Consider the following 17,556-nt stretch of genomic DNA (forward strand, 5'->3'; position numbering starts at 1 on the left):
TCAAGGCCAGCCAGCTGGACCTGGCCCTCTACCTCTCCGCCACCAAAACGGACAGTGATCTGGAAGCCGCGCTCCGGCTGATGCAGAGTTACTGGACCTGGCCCTCTACCTCTCCGCCACCAAAACGGACAGTGATCTGGAAGCCGCGCTCCGGCTGATGCAGAGTTACAGCCCCTCCATGTTCGTGGCCATGTTCCAGAAAGCCACCGACCCGGACGCCCGGCAGGTCATCCACGACGAGCTGGTGCTCCAGACCGCCCAGAGCCAGGACATTGCCGATGTCCGCGCCCTGAAAGACAATCTGGCGCAGATCCAGTTCTTTGTGTCCAGCGTGGGCCAGTACGCTGACGGTGTGGCCGCCGCGGCGGATGGTGCCCACGCCGCCAAGGACGGCAGCACCCAGCTGGTTGCCGGGGCACAGGCCCTGCTCAACGGTGCCAACCGGCTTTTGGACGGCACCCACCAGCTCCACAGCGGCCTGAATCAGTTCAACGAGGAGGGCATCTCCCAGCTGACCGGCGCGCTGGACACCGACCAGCTCCACGCCCTGAAAACGGTGCTGGACGCGATGATGGGCCGCATGGAGGAGTACACCAGTTTCTCCGGCGCTCCGGAGGGCGCTGTTTCCAGCATGAAGTTCCTCTACAAGACGGCCGAGAACGTGGAACCCGCAGCCTCTGTGGTCCAGCAGGCTGCCCCTGCCGAGGCCGACAACTTCTTCGTCCGGCTCTGGAAAAAGTTTATCGCTCTGTTCCAGTTCTGATTTCCCCCAATCTTTCTCAACATGCAAAAACGCCCCGTGCAGTGCACGAGGCGTTTTTTGATTCCTCCCAAAGGTTTGAAACGGATTGTTTGATCATAAACTACCGCACCTGAAAAATTCCCTCAGCGCGGACGCGCTGGGGGAATTTTTGCAGCTTGTGCTATCCAGCGGGGCGTCTCAGCCGCCCAGGTATGCGCTGCGGACCCGCTCGTTGGTCAGCAGCTCGGCACCGGTGCCGTCCATGACGACACGGCCCGTCTCCAGAACATAGGCACGGTCGGCCACGGAAAGAGCCATCTGTGCGTTCTGCTCCACCAGCAGGATGGTCATGCCCTCCTTGTGGATGTTCTGGATGATATCGAAGATCTCCTGTACCAGCAGGGGCGAAAGGCCCATGGAGGGCTCGTCCAGCATCAGCATGGAGGCATTGCTCATCAGGGCGCGGCCCATGGCCAGCATCTGCTGCTCGCCGCCGGACATGGTACCGGCCAGCTGCTTCCGGCGCTCTTTCAGGCGGGGGAACAGCTCAAAGACTTTCTCTTTGTTGGGGCCGATGGTGGAGGCGGGCTGAGTATAGCCGCCCATATCCAGGTTCTCCTCCACGGTCATGTGCAGGAACACATGGCGGCCTTCCGGCACATGGGCCAGGCCCTGCTCCACGATCTTGTGCGCGCGGACGCCCTTGATGCTCTTGCCCTTGTACAGCACATCACCCGTTTTGGGGTGCAGCAGGCCGGAGATGGTCTTCAGGGTGGTGGATTTTCCTGCACCGTTGGCACCGATCAGGGTGACGATCTCGCCCTCGTTGACCTCGAACGAGACGTTCTTCACGGCGTGGATGTTGCCGTAATACACATTGATATTGTCTACTTTCAGCATCGTCTGTGCCATGGTTCAGCCCTCCTTTTTGCCCAGGTAGGCCTCAATGACCTGCGGGTTGTTGCGGATCTCGTCCGGGGTGCCCTTGGCGATGACGCGGCCAAAGTTCAGCACGGCGATGCCTTCGCAGATGCCCATGACCAGGCTCATGTCGTGCTCGATCAGCAGCACGGCAATGTTGAACTCGTCGCGGATGCGGCGGATGGTCTCGGTCAGCTCGGCCGTCTCAGAGGGGTTCATACCGGCAGCGGGCTCATCCAGCAGCAGCAGCTTCGGGCTGGTAGCCAGTGCACGCATGATCTCCAACCGGCGCTGCGCGCCGTAGGGCAGGCTGCCGGCCAGGGTATCGGCCAGGTCTGCCATGTGGAAGATATCCAGCAGCTCAAAGGCACGCTCGGTGCAGTGCTTTTCCTCTTTCCAGTAGTTGGGCAGGCGGATGAGGGAGGAAGCCAGATCGTACTTCATGGACTCATGCAGGCCCACCTTGATGTTGTCGATGACCGACAGCTCTTTGAACAGGCGGATGTTCTGGAACGTGCGGGCCACGCCCATCCGGTTGACCTGATAGGTCTTCTTGCCCGCCGTGGGCATTCCGTCGATCAGGATGGAACCGCGGGTGGGCTGGTAAACGTTGGTGAGCAGGTTGAAGACAGTGGTCTTGCCCGCGCCGTTGGGGCCGATCAGGCCGGTGATCTCGTTGCGGCCGATCATCAGGTTGAAGCCGTCCACAGCGGTCAGGCCGCCAAAATCGATGCCCAGCTCACGGACGTCCAGAATGGGTTTTTTGTCCTTATCACGGTCGGTCAGGAAGCCGCCGGAGGGCACACTGTGTAACTTGGTCTGAAACTCACTCATGGTCTGCACCCTCCTTTGCTTTCTTATGGAACAGTTCGCCGTTCATAGCCTTTTCCACGATGCGGCTCATGGAGAAGTCGTAGCTGCCCAGCAGGCCGCCCGGACGGAAGATCATCATGAGGATCAGCACCAGAGAGTAGACCACCATGCGGTAGCTCTCAAAGCTGCGGGTCGCCTCAGGCAGGATGGTCAGCACGGTAGCGGAGAGGATGGAGCCCAGCATGGAGCCCATGCCGCCCAGAACCACCATGACCAGGATCTCGATGGATTTCATAAAGCCGAACGTGGAGGGGTCCAGAACGCCCAGATAGCAGGCGTACAGGCCGCCCGCCAGGCCTGCAAAAGCGGCGGAGAACGCAAAGGCCATGACCTTGTAATAGGTGGTCTGGATGCCGCAGCTCTCAGCGGCGATCTCGTTATCGCGGATGGCGAGGACCGCACGGCCATGGCGGGACTTCATCATCGCATGGATGAGGAAGCAGGTGATGACCACGCAGAGGAAGACATTCATGAAATTGGAGTACTTGGGGATGTTTTTCAGGCCCTTGGCACCGTAGAACAGCTTGAATCCCAGCACATCGTCGATGTTGTTCAGGGTGATGCGGATGATCTCACCAAAGCCCAGTGTCAGGATCGCCAGATAGTCGCCGGTCAGGCGCAGAGCCGGGATGCCGATGAGGACACCGAACAGGCCAGCCATCACGCAGGCCAGCACCAGGCCCAGCACAAAGGAGACGGGGCCGGGCAGCGGGCAGTACTTGGTGAACAGGGCGCAGGTGTAAGCACCCACAGCCATAAAACCGGCATGGCCCAGCGGCAGCTGGCCAGGTAACCGGTGGCAACGTTCAGGGACACGGCCAGAATGATGTTGATGCCCACGGTCATCAGCACTTTGTTCTGGTAGGTAGAGAGCATGTTCCCGGTCATGTAGGAGAGGGCCAGGAACAAGAGCACCACCAGCACGGCGTTCATGAGGTAACGCACGGGCATTTTGAGGGTTTTGCGATTCTTATTCATCTTTCCATTCCCTCCTTACACCTTTTCCTGCACCTGACGGCCGAGGAAGCCAGTGGGCTTGACCAGCAGCACAACAATCAGGATGGCAAATGTAACGGCGTCTTTCCAGGCAGAGAGGCCGATGGCGGAGACGAAGCATTCACACAGGCCGATGGCGATACCACCGATCATGGCGCCAGGGATGGAGCCGATGCCGCCCAACACGGCGGCGACGAATGCTTTCAGGCCCAGCATGGAACCCATGGTGGGAGTAGCCTGCGGGTAGGAGCAGCAGTACAGCACCGCACCGATGCCAGCCAGCGCGGAGCCGACGGCAAAGGTGAACGAAATGGTGCTGTTGACGTTGATGCCCATCAGGCGGGCGGCGTCCATATCCTCCGAGACGGCACGCATGGCCTTGCCAAGCTTGGTCTTCTGGACCAGGAACGTCAGGACCAGCATGGACAGCACCGTGACCACCAGCGTAATGATGGAGGTCAGGCCCACAGGCACCTTGCCGGCGTAGAACGTCTTAGCGGGGAAATACGCGGGGATGACTTTTGCGCCGGAGCCCATGATCAGCTCTGCGGTGTACTCCAGGAAAAAGGAGACGCCGATGGCGGTGATCAGCAGCGAGATACGGGGCGCACCGCGCAGCGGGGTGTAGGCAACTTTCTCGATCACCACGCCCAGCAGCGTGCAGGTGACGATGGTGGCGCACACGGCGGTGACCGGGCCGAGGCCCAGCTGGTTCATGACGAACCAGGACATGTAAGCGCCCACCATAATGACATCGCCATGGGCAAAGTTCAGCAGCAGGATGATGCCGTACACCATGCTGTAACCCAGTGCGATCAGTGCATAGATGCTGCCCAGGGAAAGACCGTTGATCAGCTGACTAAAAAACACTGTCATGGTTTGATTCCTTCCTTTCTTGATCCGGATAGAAATAATACAAAAATGCGGAGACGGTCGAAGCAAACCTCTACCGACGGTCTCCGCAAGTGGATCATTGAAAACTTTGCAGCTTTCCGGGCCGCGGCCCGAAGCAGCTTAGAACATCTCTTTCAGAACAGGCGCGCCATCGACATAGGTCAGGATCGCGGTGCTCTTGACGGGGTTGTTGTGCTCATCAAAGGTAAAGGTACCGGTGATGCCCTCGATGGTGCCATTCTTGATGCCATCGATCACAGCCTGCTTGTACTCATCGGTGCCTGCTTCCAGACCAGCGTCCTCAGCAGCCTGAATGCCGTAGCACAGGGTAATGGCCGCATCGTAGCCAGAGGAGAGAAGCCGTTGGGGTAGTCCTCGCCGTACTTCTCCTTGTAAGCGTTCTCAAAGTCGGGGCTGGAGCCCTTTGCGTAGTTGGCGCAGAAGTAGGTGTCCTTCAGCTGGTCGTTGGTGGCATAGCCTCCAGGCCGTCCCAGCCGTCGCCGCCCAGGAACGGAACGGTCAGGCCGACGCTCTCGGCCTGAGACAGGATCTGGCCCACTTCCTGATAGTAGTTGGGGCAGAAGACGGTCTCGGGGCCCTTGCCCAGGATGGTGGTCAGCTGCGTCTTGTAATCCACATCGCCGTCGGAGTAGCTCTCCTCATCGACGATGGTGCCGCCCAGAGCCTCAAACTCGTTGACGAAGTTCTCAGCCAGGCCCTCGTTGTAGTCAGCGCCTTTCTTGTAGATGACGGCTGCCTTGGTGTAACCCAGCTTCTGGTAAGCGTAGTCCGCCATCTTGATGCCCTGGAACGGGTCGGTAAAGGTGGCACGGAAGACGTTTTCATACACGGTGTCGGTCTCGGCATCGTAGGTAACAGCCTCAGCGGTAGCGGAAGCAGTGACCATGGGCATGTTGTAGTCCTGGCTTTCAGCGGCAACAGCCAGAGTCGGGGTGGTGGTCACGTCGCCGATCAGACCAACGATCCCCTCATCCACCATCTTGGTGAAGCACTGGACAGCCTGAGTCGCGTCGCCCTGCTCGTCCATGGTGATGGACTCGATCATCTTGCCATTGATGCCGCCGTTGGCGTTGACCTGATCCAGATACAGGTTCGCACCGTTGATAACAGCCAGACCGTAAACGGAAACATCGCCGGTCATGGGGCCCATGACGCCGACCTTGATGGTATCACCGGAAGCAGCGGCAGTGGAGCCAGCAGTGCTTGCAGCGGTGGAAGCAGCGGTGCTGCTGGAAGAGCCGCCGCAGGCAGTCAGGGCCAGAGCAGCAGCGGAAACACCAGCGGCAGCCAGAAAGCTGCGGCGAGAGATCATCTTTTTCATAATCGTATATCCTCCTTGTGTTGGAAGTTTTTCGTGTAAAAGTATGAAGCAGAGTGGCTTCCCTCAAAGCTCCTCTGCCTCGATAGGCTTATTATAGACCCTCGCCGCAAAGTGTGCAATTCACAAACCGTCCATAGTTTTTGGGGCATTTTCGGGCATTTTCTTCTATTTTAAACAAAATGAATGCATTGTTTTTGTTTACTTTTTCAAGTTATTCATCTCGTGCAAGCACGAAATGAAAGCGCTTCACCCATAACAAAAAAGTTACACAGCTCCCGCAGGCTCGTTAAGTTTCTATCAACTAACATCTTCCCAGCCCCTTGCATACAGGCCGGAAACGTGATAGGATAAAGGCGGTTAGTTAGCGCATACTATCCAATAATGCTGAGAACGTATTCAGGAGGGCAACTCTTATGAACTATCTGGAAATTGAATCCGTCATCGGCCGCGAGATCCTGGACTCCCGCGGAAACCCCACCGTTGAGGCTGAGATCACTCTGGCCGACGGCACCGTAGCCCGCGGCTGCGCCCCGTCCGGTGCTTCCACCGGCGAGTTTGAGGCGCTGGAGCTCCGCGACGGCGACAAGAGCCGTTACCTGGGCAAGGGCGTGACCAAGGCTGTGGAGAACATCAATACCGTTATTGCTGACGCTGTGGTGGGCCTGGACGCTTCCGACATCTACGCAGTGGACGCCGCCATGCTGAAAGCCGACGGCACCAAGGATAAATCCAACCTGGGCGCAAACGCCATCCTGGCTGTTTCCATTGCAGCCTGCCGCGCTGCCGCCACCTCGCTGGACATGCCCCTGTACCGCTTCCTGGGCGGCGTGAACGGCAACCGCCTGCCCGTCCCCATGATGAACATTCTGAACGGCGGCGCGCACGCCACCAACACCGTGGATACTCAGGAGTTCATGATCATGCCCGTGGGTGCTCCCTCCTTTAAAGAGGGCCTGCGCTGGTGCGCTGAGGTCTTCCATGCTCTGGCTTCCATCCTGAAAGCCAAGGGCCTGGCTACCTCCGTCGGCGATGAGGGCGGCTTTGCGCCCAACCTGTCCAGCGATGAGGAGACCATCGAGACCATTCTGGCCGCCATTGAGAAAGCCGGCTATGTGCCCGGCAAGGACTTCATGCTGGCCATGGACGCCGCTTCCTCCGAGTGGAAGAGCCCCAAGGGCAAGGGCTTCTACAAGCTGCCCAAGGCTGGCACCGAGTACACTTCCAGCGAGCTGATCGCGCACTGGAAGAAACTGGTTGAGAAGTATCCCATCATCTCCATTGAGGACGGTCTGGATGAAGAGGACTGGGAGGGCTGGCAGGAGATGACCCGCGAGCTGGGCGGCAAGGTCCAGCTGGTGGGCGACGACCTGTTCGTCACCAACACCGAGCGTCTGGCCAAGGGCATCCAGCTGGGTGCCGGCAACGCCATCCTCATCAAGCTGAACCAGATCGGCTCCGTTTCCGAGACGCTGGAGGCCATCAAGATGGCACACAAGGCTGGTTACACCGCCATCAGCTCTCACCGCTCCGGCGAGACCGAGGATACCACCATTGCAGACCTGGCCGTGGCTCTGAACACCTGCCAGATCAAGACCGGCGCTCCCAGCCGCACCGAGCGCGTGGCCAAGTACAACCAGCTGCTCCGCATTGAAGAGCACCTGGGTGCCAGCGCTGTTTACCCCGGCATGGGCGCGTTCAACGTCAAGCGCTGAAACACAAGCCATCCATTTTCTTTCCTTTCTTTTCCAGTTAAACCCATAAATCCAACCCCCTGGCAAAAAACACCCGGCACCGCAGTTCACGGTGCCGGGTGTTTTTTATGCATTCAGGTACTTAACAGGAAACGCTTCCCGCAAAGCTTACAGAGCGAAGTAACGCTTTGCGTTGTCGAAGCAGATCCCCTTGACGATCTTCTCCAGAGCCTTCTCGTCGTTGGGATACTCGCCGTTCTCGACCCACTCGCCGATCAGGTTGCACAGGATGCGGCGGAAGTAGTCGTGGCGGGTGTAGCTCAGGAAGCTGCGGCTGTCGGTCAGCATACCAACAAAGTTGCCCAGCAGGCCCAGGTTTGCCAGGCTCTTCATCTGGTTCTCCATGCCGATCTTCTGGTCGTTGAACCACCAGCCGGAACCGTGCTGGATCTTGCCGGGGATCTCATCGTTCTGGAAGCAGCCCAGAATGGTGCCGATCTGCTCATTGTCAGCCGGGTTCAGGCTGTAGATGATGGTCTTGGGGCACTCGTCGGTGTCGTTCAGAGCGCTCAGCAGAGAAGCGATCTGGCCGCCGCAGCTTGCGGTGTTCATCATATCAAAGCCGGTGTCGGGTCCCAGCAGAGCGTTCATCTTGCGGTTGACGCCGCGCAGGCAGTTGTAGTGGATCTGCATGGCAACGTTCAGGCGATGATACTGCTTGCCCAGGTGGATGAGGATGTAGGTCTGGTACTTCTCAGCCTCTTCGGTCGTGCAGGCCTCGCCAGCCATGACTTTCTGGTAGATGGCGTTGACCTCTTCCTTGGAAGCTTCACGGTAAGGCACATAGTCCAGGCCGTGGTCAGAAGCGCGGCAGCCCATCTCCACGAAGAACTCGATGCGCTTGGTCAGGGCGTCGGTCACGCAGTTGATGCAGGCCAGCTTCTCCTTGCCCACAACAGCAGCCAGCTGCGCCATGTACTCTGCAAAGCCGGGCTTCTGGATGTTGAGGGCCTTGTCAGGACGGAAAGACGGAGCCACGGTAAACTTGATGGTGGGGTCTTCCTTGATCTTCTTGTGCCACTCCAGGCTGTCGATGGGGTCATCGGTGGTGCCGATGAATGCCACGTTGCTCTGCTCGATCAGGCCGCGGACGGTCAGCTTGGGGTCGTGCTGCAGCTTGTCGTTGCACAGGTTCCACACTTCCTCAGCGGTGTCGCCGTTCAGCACGCCGTCATAGCCGAAGAAGCGGTGCAGCTCCAGGTTGCACCAGTGGTACATCGGGTTGCCGATGGCCATGGGCAGAGCCTCTGCAAACTTCTGGAAGCGCTCGCGGTCGGGCTTATCGCCGGTAATGTACTCCTCAGGCACGCCATTGGAGCGCATCACGCGCCACTTATAATGGTCGCCAAAGTAGCTGCCGTCCGGGTTGCGGCCGCCCAGCCACACCTGAGTGATATTCTCAAAGCGGCGGTTCTCATAGATCTCGCGGGGAGGGATATGGCAGTGGTAATCGCAGATGGGCATATCCTCAGCATAAGTGTGGTACAGGTGCTGAGCGGTAGGGTTCTGGAGCATGAACTCCTTATCCATAAATGCTTTCATGATCGAGTTCTCCTTTTCTTGTATTCAAGGTGAAATCATACAAAAAATGTGCTTTACTGCCCCCACAGGATACCAGCGGGAGCGGATACATCCTTAGTATACCGAAAACCGCCCATGTATACAACTGAAAATTTGACGAATTTTTAAAGCATTCCTTGTGAAAACCGCTGGAATTTATGAAAATGGCCTATTTTGGGGCAAAAATCCATCCTTACCCCCTTGACTTATTTGTATACAACAGCATAAAATAGGGGTAGTCAGGGGCCGCACCGTGGCGGCTCCGGTTTTGAGCAAAGCAACATAAAAAGGAGAACAGCAAAATGGAAACTTTGAATTACAAGGTTTTGGCAGAGACTGGTTACAACGGCTACGTCCTCAAGGATGCCCCGGTCAAGGTGATGCAGTTCGGTGAGGGCAACTTCCTCCGCGCGTTCGTGGATTACTTTATTGATATCGCCAACGAGAAGGCCGGCTTCAACGGCAAGGTCAAGCTGGTGCAGCCCATTGCCAACTTCCCCCAGATGGCTGACTGGATCAACGAGCAGGAGGGCCTGTACACCCTGTACCTGCGCGGCAGTGAGAAAGGCCAGAAAGTGGACGCCAAGCGCGTGATCTCCTGCGTGTCCGACTGTGTCTGCCCTTATCAGGATGGCAAGTGGGCTGAGGTGCTGGATCTGGCTCGCTCCGAGGATCTGGAGATCATCGTCTCCAACACCACCGAGGCCGGCATCGCTTACACCCAGGGCGACAGCGAGTTCGATCAGGTGCCCCCCAACAGCTTCCCCGCAAAGCTGACCCGCGTGCTGTATGAGCGCTACAAGGCATACAACGGCGCTGCCGACAAGGGCCTGGTCATCCTCTCCTGCGAGCTGATCGACAACAACGGCAAAGAGCTGAAGAAGTGCTGCAACAACTACGCCAAGGACTGGAACCTGGACGCTGCTTTCATCGACTGGATGAACAACGCCAACACGTTCTGCTCCACTCTGGTGGACCGCATCGTCCCGGGCCGCATCCGTGACCCGAAAGAACTGGCTGCCCTGGAAGAGGCCAACGGCTACCACGATCAGGCGCTGGATGTCGGCGAAGTGTTCGGCGTCTGGGTCATCGAGGGCCCCGCGGGCCTGGAGGACAAGCTCCCGTTCAAGAAAGCCGGCGTCAACGTCATGGTCGTGCCCGATGTCACTCCTTATAAGAAGCGCAAGGTCCGCATCCTGAACGGTGCCCACACCGGTTTTGTTCTGGGCGCTTACCTGGCTGGCTTTGATATCGTCCGTGACTGCATGCACAACGACACCGTCCGCGGCTTCATGAACAAGATGCTGCACGAGGAGATCATCCCCACCCTGCCTCTGGACAAGAAAGACCTGGAAGACTTTGCTTCCGCTGTGGAAGACCGCTTCAACAACCCGTTCGTCAACCACGAGCTGATGAGCATTTCCCTGAACTCCACCTCCAAGTGGAAAGCCCGCAACATGCCCTCTTTCCTGGCCTATATCGAGGAGCAGAAGCAGCTGCCCAAGTGCCTGACCATGTCTCTGGCTGCTTACATTGCATTCTACTCCAACGACATCCAGGAGCGCACCGCCGACGGCCTGATCTGCAAGCGCCCGGCCGGCAACACCTATAAGATCCAGGATGACGCATGGGCTCTGGACTTCTACTATGCACACAAGGACGACACCGCCGCTCAGCTGGTGCACGCTGTCCTGTCCAACACCCAGATGTGGGATCAGGATCTGACCAAGATCGAGGGCCTCGAGGCCGCTGTCCTGGCTGATCTGGAGTTGATCCGCTCTCAGGGCGCTGAGGCTGCTTACAAGAGCTGCCTGTAATTCGACAGAATATTTTCCCCGCACATCAAAGGCTGCTGCTTTGGGCAGCAGCCCTTTTGTGCTTTTGAGAGTACAAGGAGAGAAACTATGCCGCAGGCAATTCACATCAGCCCCATCGACAACGTCGTTGTCGCGCTGCATCCCATCGCCAAGGGCACTCTGGTGGAGGTAGACGGCCTTTCCGTCACCGCGCTGGAGGATATTCCCCAGGGCCATAAAATGGCCGTGAAGCCCATCAAGAACGGCGAGAATGTCATCAAATACGGCTTCCCCATCGGCCATGCCACCGCCGATGCCGAGCCGGGCACCTGGATGCACACCCACAATGTCCACACCAACCTTTCCGGTGAGGTGGAGTACAGCTACAACCCCGCCCCCGATCTGGCTCCCCTGCCCAAGGCGGCTCCGGAGACCTTTATGGGCTTCCGCCGCAAGGATGGCCGCGCCGCCATCCGCAACGAGATCTGGATCATTCCCACCGTCGGCTGTGTCAACGACATCGCCAAGAAGATGGTGGCCGACAACCAGGATCTGGTCACCGGCAGCATCGAGGGCCTGTATACCTTTACCCATCCGTTTGGCTGCAGCCAGACCGGCCATGATCACGCACAGACCCGCAAGCTGCTGGCGGCTCTGGTCCGCCACCCCAATGCCGCTGCCGTTCTGGTGCTGCATCTGGGCTGTGAGAACCTCCAGCATGACCAGTTCGTGGAAGAGCTGGGCGAGTACGACCACGACCGGGTCAAGTTCCTGACCTGCCAGGACGTGGACGACGAGTTCACCGCGGCCCGCGAGATCCTCAAGGAGCTGGCTGCTTATGCCGGTCAGTTCCAGCGCGAGCCCATTCCCGTCAGTGAGCTGGTGGTCGGCATGAAGTGCGGCGGCTCGGATGGCCTGTCCGGCATCACCGCCAACCCCACCATCGGCCGCTTCTCCGATATGATGGGCCAGCGCGGCGGTTCCACCGTCCTGACCGAGGTGCCCGAGATGTTCGGTGCCGAGGGCTTCCTGATGGATCGCTGCATCAACCACGACGTCTTCGTCAAGGCTGAGAAGATGATCAACGGCTTCAAGGAGTACTTCATCAGCCACAACGAGGTGGTTTACGACAACCCCTCCCCGGGCAACAAGCAGGGCGGCATCACCACCCTGGAGGACAAGAGCTGCGGCTGTGTCCAGAAAGGCGGCACCGCCCCCATCATGGACGTCATCGGCTACGGCGACCCCGTGGTGACCAAGGGCCTGAATATGCTCTACGGCCCCGGCAATGACCTGGTCTCCGCCACGGCCATGACAGCAGCCGGCGCGCACCTCATCCTCTTCTCCACCGGCCGCGGCACGCCGTTCTCGGCCCCGGCCCCCACCCTGAAGATCTCTACCAACACCCCGCTGGCCCAGAAGAAGTCCGGCTGGATCGACTTCAACACCGGTGTCATCGCGGATGGAGAGAAGACCATCGACGAGGCCGCGCACGACCTGCTGGATCTGGTCATCCGCGTTGCCAGCGGTGAGCAGACCAAGGCCGAAAAGCACGGCTTCCGCGAGATCTCCATCTTCAAGGACGGCGTTGTTCTGTAATGGATCAGAGGCTGCTGTGTGCCCTGTGGTGCACGGCGGCCTTTTTGTGCATTGATTCTTAATTTCGACCCGCGGAACGCGGGCAGAAAAACAGGAGGACAAACTTTATGAATCAGATCACTACCCAGTACGTCACGGAGAACGGTGCCTGCTACGAGCAGTACGTCATCACCGACCCCGCCGCCAAGACGGCCCTGACCATCACCCCCGAGCGCGGCGGCATGATCACCGGCTTCACGCTGGACGGCGAGGAGTACATCTGGACCCGCCGCCCCAACTTCAGCGAGTGCAACCGCCCCCGCTTTGGCGTGCCCGTGCTCTTCCCCAGCTGCGGCAACCCGGACAACGGCGTGCATCTCTTTGACGGCAAGGCCTACCCTATGGAGTGCCACGGCTTTGCAGACCTCTGCGCCTGGGAAGTGGAGAGCGTCGGCCCGGACGGCGTGAGCCTTGTGCTGGAGTCTACCCCGCTGACCAAGTTCCTCTACCCGTTTGATTTCACCCTGCTGGTGAACTACAATCTGGAGGGCAGCAAGGCCACCATCAGCATGACCGTCATCAACGAGGGCGACAAGCCGATGCCGTTCAGCTTTGGCTACCACCCCTACTTCAACGCCTCCGCCCTGGAGAACGTGGATTTCAACATCCAGTGCGCTACCTGCTCTGAGAACGCCAAGGGCGAGCAGCCCGCTGCCCCGGAGAAGATCACCCTGACCCGCAAGGAGGGTGCCGACAACTCCATCCGCCTTCTGACGGGCGTGGAGTTCCCCATGAGCTTTACCGACAAGGGCAACGGCCACAAGGTAACTGTGGACGCCGACGAGACTTTCACCAACGGCGTGCTCTGGCAGCAGGATGCCGAGAGCTTCGTCTGCATGGAGCCCTGGAACGGCTGGGCCAACAGCGTCAACGAAGAGGGCAAGCACGAGGTGCTGGAGCCTGATGAGGCCATGACCAGCGAGTGGAGCATCACCATTGAGAAAGTCTGAAAATCCGCTTTCCTGAACATCTGAACAAAAAATCTCCCGCAGTGTGCACAGACATCCGCGGGAGATTTTTTATTTAAATCACATAATCGTTTCCGGCTTCTTCCGGGGCTGCCAGGTCTGCGAGGGTGATCTTGCTGAAGTAATCCGAGATCATTTCGTCCAGGCCTTTCCACATGTTATAGGTGCGGCATTCGGCCATCCGATGGCAGGTGGGTGCTCCGGGAGTCAGGCAGCTCACCGTTGCCAGATTGCCCTCCGTCAGGTTCAGGATCTCCTCCACCGTGTACTGCTCCGGGCTGCGGGTCAGGCGGTAGCCGCCGCCCTTGCCGCGCAGGCCCTCCAGAAACCCGTTCTGCACCAGCACCTTGAGGATGTTCTCCAGATATTTCTCCGAGATCTCCTGCCGGGCGGCTACTTCTTTCAGGGGGACATATTTATCTGACTGGTGTTCGGCCAGGTCGATCATCACACGCAGCGCATAACGCCCTTTGGTTGAAACAATCATCCGTTTTTCTCCTTTGATTGCAAAGTGATTTACCGTTTTTGATTTTAAACCTATTATACAACAGGGTTTGTAACTTTTCAATCCGATTTTTTCGCATTTTTCCATTGACAAGGGCAGGGCACAAGCGTATAATGCTATCAAACCCACAAACCATATTGGTTTATAGAGTTGTGTGAACAGCCGGGGCCGCCCCGGAACAGCAGGGCCAAGCGCCCACATAGGGAGGACAAAGTATTATGAGCAAGATTTATACTTCCGCGGATCAGCTGATCGGCCACACTCCGCTGCTGGAGCTGGCCCACATTGAAGCACAAGAAAACCTGCCTGCAGGATCCTGGCCAAACTGGAGTATTTCAACCCGGCCGGTTCCGTCAAGGACCGCATTGCCAAGGCCATGATCGACGACGCCGAGGCTTCCGGCAAGCTCAAACCTGGTTCCGTCATCATCGAGCCCACCTCCGGCAACACCGGCATCGGCCTGGCTGCCGTGGCGGCTGCCAAGGGCTACCGCATCATCATTGTCATGCCCGAGACCATGAGCGTGGAGCGCCGCCAGCTGATGAAAGCCTATGGCGCGGAGCTGGTCCTGAGCGAGGGTGCCAAGGGCATGAAAGGTGCCATTGCCAAGGCCGATGAGCTGGCAAAGGAGATTCCCAACGCATTCATCCCCGGCCAGTTCGTCAACCCCGCCAACCCCAAGGCTCATGTTGCCACCACCGGCCCCGAGATCTGGGATGACACCGACGGCAAGGTCGATCTCTTTGTGGCAGGCGTCGGCACCGGTGGCACTGTGACCGGTGTTGGCCAGTACCTGAAGAGCCAGAACCCGAATGTCAAGGTCGTGGCTGTGGAGCCCGCCTCCTCCCCTGTCCTGAGCAAGGGCACTGCCGGTGCACACAAGATCCAGGGCATCGGCGCAGGCTTTGTCCCCGATGTGCTGGACACCAAGGTCTACGATGAAATCATCGCCGTGACCAACGAGGACGCCTTTGCAACGGGCCGCCTCATCGGCCACAAAGAGGGCGTGCTGGTGGGCATCTCCTCCGGTGCAGCCGTCTGGGCTGCCATCGAGCTGGCAAAGCGTCCGGAGAACAAGGGCAAGAACATTGTGGTCCTGCTGCCCGATACCGGCGACCGTTACCTCTCCACCCCGCTGTTTGCGGAATAATCTCCCCCGAAATACGTTACGCCGCTGTGCATCCTCTTTGCGCGGCGGCGTTTTTGTGTTACAATAAGCTCATCTTATCAATTGGAGCGTATGACATGAACTACTACGTTGCCCCCATGGAGGGGCTCACCGACCGGGTGTGGCGGCAGGCCCACCAGAAATGGTTCGGCTGGGCAGGCGGCTCGGCCCGCTATTACGCGCCCTTTTTGTCCCCGCCGGAAAACCGCGTTCTCATCAAAAAGAAGATGGCGGAACTGGCCCCGGAGGCCAACCCCGGCGTGCCCGTTATCCCGCAGCTGCTGGCCAAGGATGGCGAGCTGGCTGCCTGGATGATCGGCGAGCTGCGGAAGCTGGGCTATACCGAGGTCAATCTGAACTTCGGCTGCCCCGCCGGAACTGTTACCGCCAAGGGCAAGGGTTCCGGAATGCTGCGGGACCCGGCCAAACTGGACGCCTTTCTGGAAGCTGTTTTCTCTCATGCAGAGGGCCCCATCTCGGTCAAGACCCGGCTGGGCGTGGAGAAACCGGAGGAGTTTGCGGCTATCCTTACAATCTATAACCGCTACCCCATCTCTGAACTGACCATTCATCCCCGTGTCATGCGCCAGCTCTACCGCGGGCAGGCCGACCGGGAGGCCTTTGCCGCCGCCCTGCCCCAGTGCAAGCCGCCGGTCTGCTACAATGGTGATCTCACCACCACAGGGCAGCTCCATGCGCTGGAAGCGGAATTTCCCACCCTTTCCGGTATCATGATCGGCCGGGGCATCATTGCAGACCCGGCTCTCTTCCGCAAGGCACTGGGCGGCCCCGCCGCCACCAAAGCCGAGCTGCGGGGCTATCTGGACGACCTCTACCACGGCTATACCGAGCTCTTCGGCAGCGCCGGGTGTGCCATCAGCCGGATGAAAGGCCACTGGTTCTATCTCATCCACTGCTTTGCCGACTCTGAAAAGTTGGAAAAGCAGCTGAAAAAGCTGCGGGAACCCTGGGAGTATGAGACGGTCGTGAATCAGATTTTTACTTTGCCGCTTATTTAAAAAGTCCGCTGCCATACAGACAGCGGACTTGAAAGGACAGATGGAAACTCAGACGTTCAGATAGCTGCGCAGCAGCGCCTGCAGCAGGTCATCGCGGTCCACCTTGCGGATCAGCGAACGCGCGCCCTTGTACGTCGTAATGTAAGTCGGATCTTCGGAGAGGATATAGCCCACCAGCTGGTTGACCGGGTTATACCCTTTTTCTTTCAGTGCGTCGTACACCTGCTGCACGACTTCGTGGATCTCATAGTCCTTTTGATCGTGGATCGAGAAAATAGCAGTTGCGTCACCCACGCAAGACACCCCCTTCGATAAACTATGATTTATTGTACACGAAATGCGGCAAAACTTCAAGATTCCGGGGCCGTATTTGCACATTTTGCTCAAAATTTTCTGACAATTCCATGCAATTTGGCGGGTGGTTTTCCACCGAAAGGAGCGTTTTATGCTATATGGCATTGGGTGCGACCTGTGTGAGGTCGCCCGGATGGAAAAAAGCCTCTCCGGGGCCCATGGCCCGGCCTTTGTTCGGCGGGTGTTCGGCCCGGCAGAGCAGGCCGCGCTGGGCCTTGGTGCAGAGGCTGAGCCCTGGCCCGCCGGGCGGGCTTCCGCCCATAAGGCTGCCAGCGCGGCGGCTGATTTTGCCGCCAAAGAGGCATTCCTCAAGGCGGCAGGCACGGGGCTCGCCGCGCCGTTCTCCCTGTGTGAGATCGAAGCCGTCCGCCTGCCTTCCGGGGCCCCGAACTATCGTTTCTCCGGCAAAACGGCGGAGTGGGTGGCGGCACACCACCTGACCGCAAAGCTCTCTCTCAGCCACGACGGCGGCATGGCACTGGCGTTCTGCACGCTGGAACAGCTGCCCCCGGAAACCTGACCGCTCCTGGTGCATACAATGGAATAAACCGCGCCGCGTGCATAGCGGCCCTCTCCCCCGCCCATACTAAGGGCAGCAGGGAGGCCTGCGCACCACATAGCGGCGCTGCCTCCCCAACTGCAAGGAGGGAGATTCCATGGAGGTACACAGAGGAGAAGTTTTCTACGCCGACCTCTCGCCCGTGGTCGGCTCAGAGCAGGGCGGCATCCGCCCGGTGCTCATCGTGCAAAACGAGATCGGCAACCGCCACAGCCCCACCGTCATTGCGGCCGCCATTACATCCCGGCTGGACAAAGCCCGCCTGCCCACCCACATCAATATCCGGGCAGAGGACACAGGCCTTGCCAAGGACAGCGTGGTGCTGCTGGAGCAGATCCGCACGCTGGACAAACACCGCCTGCGGGAGCGGGCCGGGCAGATCACCCCGGAGGACCAGCGGCGGGTCAATCAGGCACTGGATGTCAGCCTGGGGCTGGATTCCTATTAAAAACAACAGACGAAAAAGGCAC

At 58.8% G+C, this 17,556-nt stretch carries 18 protein-coding genes and 1 pseudogene; 9 read left to right on the forward strand and 10 right to left on the reverse strand.

Features of this window, described 5'->3' with window-relative positions:
- The first annotated feature begins 157 nt into the window (after positions 1-157).
- Positions 158-763: a hypothetical protein gene (locus DXA70_RS08770; protein ID WP_243001257.1), complete on the forward strand. Its 606-nt coding sequence runs from the start codon at positions 158-160 to the stop codon at positions 761-763.
- A gap of 177 nt (positions 764-940) precedes the next feature.
- Here the strand turns inward: DXA70_RS08770 and DXA70_RS08775 are convergent, their stop codons facing one another.
- The 7 genes from DXA70_RS08775 to DXA70_RS08795 form a co-directional block, all read right to left on the reverse strand.
- Positions 941-1,654, reverse strand: a complete 714-nt coding sequence (locus tag DXA70_RS08775; protein ID WP_181567010.1) for an ABC transporter ATP-binding protein — start codon at positions 1,652-1,654, stop codon at positions 941-943.
- Positions 1,655-1,657: 3 nt separating this feature from the next.
- Positions 1,658-2,497 (reverse strand): ABC transporter ATP-binding protein, encoded by an 840-nt coding sequence (locus DXA70_RS08780; protein WP_112115962.1) that lies wholly within the window; start codon positions 2,495-2,497, stop codon positions 1,658-1,660.
- A complete protein-coding gene (locus DXA70_RS08785; RefSeq protein WP_243001258.1) occupies positions 2,490-3,293 on the reverse strand; it encodes a branched-chain amino acid ABC transporter permease in 804 nt (267 codons plus the stop codon). Before DXA70_RS08785 ends, DXA70_RS08780 begins: the two co-directional genes overlap by 8 nt.
- Positions 3,197-3,514 (reverse strand): hypothetical protein, encoded by a 318-nt coding sequence (locus DXA70_RS14470; protein WP_243001259.1) that lies wholly within the window; start codon positions 3,512-3,514, stop codon positions 3,197-3,199. The genes DXA70_RS08785 and DXA70_RS14470 overlap by 97 nt, the downstream gene beginning before the upstream one ends.
- A gap of 15 nt (positions 3,515-3,529) precedes the next feature.
- Complete coding sequence (locus DXA70_RS08790; RefSeq protein WP_128118246.1) at positions 3,530-4,408, reverse strand: branched-chain amino acid ABC transporter permease; 879 nt, start codon at positions 4,406-4,408, stop codon at positions 3,530-3,532.
- A gap of 138 nt (positions 4,409-4,546) precedes the next feature.
- Positions 4,547-4,684 carry a hypothetical protein gene (locus DXA70_RS14475; RefSeq protein WP_243001260.1) on the reverse strand — a complete coding sequence of 46 codons (138 nt, stop codon included), beginning with the start codon at positions 4,682-4,684 and terminating at the stop codon, positions 4,547-4,549.
- Between the two features lie 196 nt (positions 4,685-4,880).
- Positions 4,881-5,768 carry an ABC transporter substrate-binding protein gene (locus DXA70_RS08795; RefSeq protein WP_243001261.1) on the reverse strand — a complete coding sequence of 296 codons (888 nt, stop codon included), beginning with the start codon at positions 5,766-5,768 and terminating at the stop codon, positions 4,881-4,883.
- A 413-nt stretch (positions 5,769-6,181) separates the two neighbouring features.
- Here DXA70_RS08795 and eno point away from each other — a divergent pair, with 413 nt between their 5' ends.
- Complete coding sequence (eno, locus tag DXA70_RS08800; RefSeq protein WP_128118247.1) at positions 6,182-7,480, forward strand: phosphopyruvate hydratase; 1,299 nt, start codon at positions 6,182-6,184, stop codon at positions 7,478-7,480.
- 147 nt (positions 7,481-7,627) lie between these two features.
- On the opposite strand, the gene uxaC is transcribed toward eno, so the two are convergent.
- Positions 7,628-9,061: a glucuronate isomerase gene (uxaC, locus tag DXA70_RS08805; RefSeq protein WP_128118248.1), complete on the reverse strand. Its 1,434-nt coding sequence runs from the start codon at positions 9,059-9,061 to the stop codon at positions 7,628-7,630.
- Positions 9,062-9,381: 320 nt separating this feature from the next.
- On the opposite strand from uxaC, the gene DXA70_RS08810 reads away from it, so the two are divergent.
- The 3 genes from DXA70_RS08810 to DXA70_RS08820 all read left to right on the forward strand — a co-directional run bounded on the left by DXA70_RS08810 (position 9,382) and on the right by DXA70_RS08820 (position 13,463).
- A complete protein-coding gene (locus DXA70_RS08810; protein ID WP_128118249.1) occupies positions 9,382-10,896 on the forward strand; it encodes a tagaturonate reductase in 1,515 nt (504 codons plus the stop codon).
- Between the two features lie 87 nt (positions 10,897-10,983).
- Positions 10,984-12,474, forward strand: a complete 1,491-nt coding sequence (locus DXA70_RS08815; RefSeq protein ID WP_112149137.1) for an altronate dehydratase family protein — start codon at positions 10,984-10,986, stop codon at positions 12,472-12,474.
- A gap of 107 nt (positions 12,475-12,581) precedes the next feature.
- A complete protein-coding gene (locus tag DXA70_RS08820) occupies positions 12,582-13,463 on the forward strand; it encodes a galactose mutarotase (protein WP_022256513.1) in 882 nt (293 codons plus the stop codon).
- Between the two features lie 73 nt (positions 13,464-13,536).
- Here DXA70_RS08820 and DXA70_RS08825 read toward each other — a convergent pair whose 3' ends face one another.
- Positions 13,537-13,968: an RrF2 family transcriptional regulator gene (locus tag DXA70_RS08825; RefSeq protein ID WP_022256514.1), complete on the reverse strand. Its 432-nt coding sequence runs from the start codon at positions 13,966-13,968 to the stop codon at positions 13,537-13,539.
- Positions 13,969-14,204: 236 nt separating this feature from the next.
- Here DXA70_RS08825 and cysK point away from each other — a divergent pair.
- Positions 14,205-15,136 (forward strand): annotated as a pseudogene (gene cysK / locus DXA70_RS08830) (cysteine synthase A).
- Between the two features lie 95 nt (positions 15,137-15,231).
- Positions 15,232-16,173, forward strand: a complete 942-nt coding sequence (locus DXA70_RS08835) for a tRNA-dihydrouridine synthase family protein (RefSeq protein WP_128118250.1) — start codon at positions 15,232-15,234, stop codon at positions 16,171-16,173.
- Positions 16,174-16,221: 48 nt separating this feature from the next.
- Here DXA70_RS08835 and DXA70_RS08840 read toward each other — a convergent pair whose 3' ends face one another.
- Positions 16,222-16,467, reverse strand: a complete 246-nt coding sequence (locus DXA70_RS08840) for an IreB family regulatory phosphoprotein (RefSeq protein ID WP_128118251.1) — start codon at positions 16,465-16,467, stop codon at positions 16,222-16,224.
- 151 nt (positions 16,468-16,618) lie between these two features.
- Here DXA70_RS08840 and DXA70_RS08845 point away from each other — a divergent pair, with 151 nt between their 5' ends.
- Together DXA70_RS08845 and DXA70_RS08850 are read left to right on the forward strand one after the other, a co-directional pair.
- Entirely contained in the window at positions 16,619-17,047 is a 429-nt protein-coding gene (locus tag DXA70_RS08845) for a holo-ACP synthase (RefSeq protein WP_128118252.1), read from the forward strand.
- 136 nt (positions 17,048-17,183) lie between these two features.
- The gene (locus DXA70_RS08850; RefSeq protein ID WP_022256519.1) at positions 17,184-17,534 is read left to right on the forward strand and encodes a type II toxin-antitoxin system PemK/MazF family toxin; all 351 of its coding nucleotides are present in this window, start codon (positions 17,184-17,186) and stop codon (positions 17,532-17,534) included.
- Positions 17,535-17,556 lie beyond the last annotated feature (22 nt).

The organism is Faecalibacterium sp. OF04-11AC (genome assembly GCF_003460645.1).
GTDB classification, from domain to species: domain Bacteria; phylum Bacillota; class Clostridia; order Oscillospirales; family Ruminococcaceae; genus Faecalibacterium; species Faecalibacterium prausnitzii_I.

Bases quoted from the DNA above. Each gene is read 5' to 3' on its own strand.
- DXA70_RS08770 (WP_243001257.1), top strand. From the start codon at position 158: ATGCAGAGTTACAGCCCCTCCATGTTCGTGGCCATGTTCCAGAAAGCC.
- DXA70_RS08775 (WP_181567010.1), bottom strand. From the start codon at position 1,654: ATGGCACAGACGATGCTGAAAGTAGACAATATCAATGTGTATTACGGC.
- DXA70_RS08780 (WP_112115962.1), bottom strand. From the start codon at position 2,497: ATGAGTGAGTTTCAGACCAAGTTACACAGTGTGCCCTCCGGCGGCTTC.
- DXA70_RS08785 (WP_243001258.1), bottom strand. From the start codon at position 3,293: ATGGCTGTGGGTGCTTACACCTGCGCCCTGTTCACCAAGTACTGCCCG.
- DXA70_RS14470 (WP_243001259.1), bottom strand. From the start codon at position 3,514: ATGAATAAGAATCGCAAAACCCTCAAAATGCCCGTGCGTTACCTCATG.
- DXA70_RS08790 (WP_128118246.1), bottom strand. From the start codon at position 4,408: ATGACAGTGTTTTTTAGTCAGCTGATCAACGGTCTTTCCCTGGGCAGC.
- DXA70_RS08795 (WP_243001261.1), bottom strand. From the start codon at position 5,768: ATGAAAAAGATGATCTCTCGCCGCAGCTTTCTGGCTGCCGCTGGTGTT.
- eno (WP_128118247.1), top strand. From the start codon at position 6,182: ATGAACTATCTGGAAATTGAATCCGTCATCGGCCGCGAGATCCTGGAC.
- uxaC (WP_128118248.1), bottom strand. From the start codon at position 9,061: ATGAAAGCATTTATGGATAAGGAGTTCATGCTCCAGAACCCTACCGCT.
- DXA70_RS08810 (WP_128118249.1), top strand. From the start codon at position 9,382: ATGGAAACTTTGAATTACAAGGTTTTGGCAGAGACTGGTTACAACGGC.
- DXA70_RS08815 (WP_112149137.1), top strand. From the start codon at position 10,984: ATGCCGCAGGCAATTCACATCAGCCCCATCGACAACGTCGTTGTCGCG.
- DXA70_RS08820 (WP_022256513.1), top strand. From the start codon at position 12,582: ATGAATCAGATCACTACCCAGTACGTCACGGAGAACGGTGCCTGCTAC.
- DXA70_RS08825 (WP_022256514.1), bottom strand. From the start codon at position 13,968: ATGATTGTTTCAACCAAAGGGCGTTATGCGCTGCGTGTGATGATCGAC.
- DXA70_RS08835 (WP_128118250.1), top strand. From the start codon at position 15,232: ATGAACTACTACGTTGCCCCCATGGAGGGGCTCACCGACCGGGTGTGG.
- DXA70_RS08845 (WP_128118252.1), top strand. From the start codon at position 16,619: ATGCTATATGGCATTGGGTGCGACCTGTGTGAGGTCGCCCGGATGGAA.
- DXA70_RS08850 (WP_022256519.1), top strand. From the start codon at position 17,184: ATGGAGGTACACAGAGGAGAAGTTTTCTACGCCGACCTCTCGCCCGTG.